This is a genomic window from Paraburkholderia sp. RL18-085-BIA-A, from assembly GCF_046027075.1.
Lineage (GTDB): Bacteria > Pseudomonadota > Gammaproteobacteria > Burkholderiales > Burkholderiaceae > Paraburkholderia.
Genome location: NZ_JARESU010000343.1, coordinates 1 through 2644, shown reverse-complemented (window position 1 = coordinate 2644; position 2644 = coordinate 1). Strand labels below are relative to the sequence as shown.

The following is a 2644-nucleotide window of genomic DNA, read 5'->3' as shown; positions in this document are numbered from 1 at the left end:
CCCTGACGTCCGTGAAACTTTCGGCTGTCAATGCGCTCGGAGCGAGCCGGCGACATTGCCAGTTCGCCTGCTGGGCGCGCACCAAAACGATGACCAAACCCATGTCAGCGCGGAGTTTAGGCAGATTGACACAATTACTGCCGAAACGGTGACACTCTTGCGTCGGTCTACGGTTTTCGATCGACATAACCCGGAGTACCGGTTTCGCTGATGCCGCATTCAGTGAAACTTTCTCACGTGTGGCTCGCTCGCCGGCCGGAGATTAGGCGGCGATTCCAGCTATCCCAGATAGCTCATGTTAGAAGACTTCCCCATTCAAAATCGACACGATCCGGTCGCATCGGACTTACGCCGGCCCCCGGCGTAAAAGTGAGTTCGCCGAAGAACACCTCGTCAGTTGGCGCGTACAGGTCGACGCGGACATAATCAAAGCCCTCGGACAGCAGCGCCGCTGTATCGAGCAACAGGTCCAGATTGTTCGGCGGCGGTGCCGGCCTCGTGCTGCGAAGGTAGGGAAGAAACTCGAGATCGAGATGGTTCCATAGTGCATCGTATGTGTCGCCGCGCGTGTTACTTCCGAAACGGTCTGAGACTACGAGGATAAACATCACAGGCCTCCCCGGCCTGTTTGCAAAGCAGTGGACCTTGTAGTCGGCCGGAATCGTGCCGTGTTCGTCGAGGAGCAGATTCTCGAAGTAAATGCGTGGCTGAATTCCTCGGTAGTGCCGTTCCCGCGCATTTCTGTAGAAATTGGTGGATAGCCATTGGCTGGCCAGAAACTGGAGATGTTCGAAGGTATGCTGCGACTTGTCCCGGACGATTTCCACAAAACTGCTTCCATGATTCGCCTTCATGACAAAGGAATTCGGCAGCCTGTCGAAGATCGCTGGCGTGAAGTCGGAGGGCGCTGAGATCATGGGGATCAGGTATTTCTCGCCGATTTTGTCTCTGACGTAATCGCGCGCGGTCAGCTTGTCGGTCAAAGCGCTGTATCGCGGGTCTGGCCGTAAGCAACGTAGCAGGATTTTCTCGTTGTAGGTTGTCGGGTGAAGGAGTTTGGGGAAGCGCCCAATGCGCTTCCGATGTAGCAAGCTGAGGAAAACCGCATCGGGAAGAAGCTGTTTCGCGCTGTCTTTCGTCCATTGAACAATGGCGTGGGACGGGTAAGGCATTGCACGTCTCCCAACAATGACTACGCATGGGTATCAACATTCCTGAAGCCGCGACTGACAGAAGTTCGACGTGGGCATCAGAGGTTATGATCATTCGGTAAGGAGCTAACGTCAAGAGTGGTGGTGCGACACGTGTCGCACCACCACGTCCGGCTTAGCTCTTTGGTAAGCGGCCCGCTGCGCAGGTCCGATCCAGATTGGGTCCTACAGATTCCTTGGCGCTTCGCATTGGCTGCATTGAGATATGCTCGGATCTGGCGTAGGGGGAGTTGAGGCGGGAGATTGGAGGCGGTGGAGGTTTTAGCTGAGAATCTGATTGTCGAAGGCGGAAACCAGAAAACAACGAACCATCCACCATGAGCAAGTTTACAGACCGGTTATCGGTGTATCAGAAATCGGCTTGGGCCTGGGCGAATTAGTCCGTCACGGAGCTGAGTTCGCGTGGCCTGCAGGCCGGCCCGTTATTCGCAGTCGGCGACGGAGCAACGGGTTTCCGGGCCGCACTGGAGGAGGTATTTCCCGCGACGCGCGGCCAGCGCTGCTGGTTCCACTACGCCGATGTCCGGATGATGTCGACGTGCGGCTGCGATACCGGGCGGGGTGTGCCGAATCTGCTTTAGGACAGCCTCCCCATGGCTATTTCGTCCGACGATTTTATCGGCTATTCAACGATTTCGGACATTAGTACACGACTTCATGCACGGACGTATGCGCTCTTGGCATCGAGGCATAACCTAGATTCGGGTGCAATGCGCACCTCTGCCATGCGCGAAGAACAGGACATGACGATGTCTTGCGTTTTGGGGACCAATTGGTAGAGAGAATAACCAAGATCTGACGATTGTCCTCAGCATCGCGTCGCTCCCGAGGGCGGCGAGGACGAGTTCGGTTGCATGAGGTGACTGGACATAGCGTTTTTGGCCGGCGGCTTATTGTCAACGGGCCGAAGGCGTACCGTAAACGGTTTCGAGCTAAAGGCGTGCTGCGCCCATACAAACTGGGATGGAGGTTGTCGATGGAAGTTCGAAGCAGCGAATGTCAAGCGAACCACACTGACCTGTTTTTTTCGGTCGTCATTGCCAACTACAACTGCGGGCGTTCTGTTCGACAAGCCATTGAAAGCGCCCTGACGCAGGAATGGCCCGACATGGAAGTCATCGTTGTCGACGAAGGCTCAACCGACAATTCTGCGGATGTCATTCGTTCCGTTTGGCGAAAAGATCACGGCCTCTTAAAGGAGAACGGTGGCCAGCGGGAAGCCAACAACGTGGGCTTCGGTAGGAGTGCGGGCGACGTCATCATCTTCCTCGCTGCGGACGACGTTCTTGTGCCCGGCGCGCTGCGCTCGATCGCTTCGGTATGGCGAACCGGCCTCAGCAACGTGCAGCTGTTGATGGAGCGGGTGGACGCGCAGGGGCGTCCCATACGAAACGTGATTCCGAAGATTCGAAACGTGATTCCGAAGAACACGC

Annotated in this window: 2 protein-coding genes and 1 pseudogene; 2 read left to right on the top strand and 1 reads right to left on the bottom strand. The window is 56.2% G+C overall.

The features are described 5' to 3' along the window. Window positions 1-293: 293 nt before the first annotated feature. Window positions 294-1172 (bottom strand): ATP-grasp fold amidoligase family protein, encoded by an 879-nt coding sequence (locus P0D89_RS52145; RefSeq protein ID WP_408371232.1) that lies wholly within the window; start codon window positions 1170-1172, stop codon window positions 294-296. 428 nt (window positions 1173-1600) lie between these two features. Here P0D89_RS52145 and P0D89_RS52140 point away from each other — a divergent pair. Both P0D89_RS52140 and P0D89_RS52135 read left to right on the top strand, forming a co-directional pair. Further along, window positions 1601-1723, top strand: a pseudogene (locus P0D89_RS52140) (transposase); the annotation flags it as partial. A gap of 464 nt (window positions 1724-2187) precedes the next feature. Beyond that, window positions 2188-2644 (top strand): glycosyltransferase family 2 protein (locus P0D89_RS52135; RefSeq protein WP_408379492.1); only part of this gene is annotated, 457 nt, incomplete at its 3' end.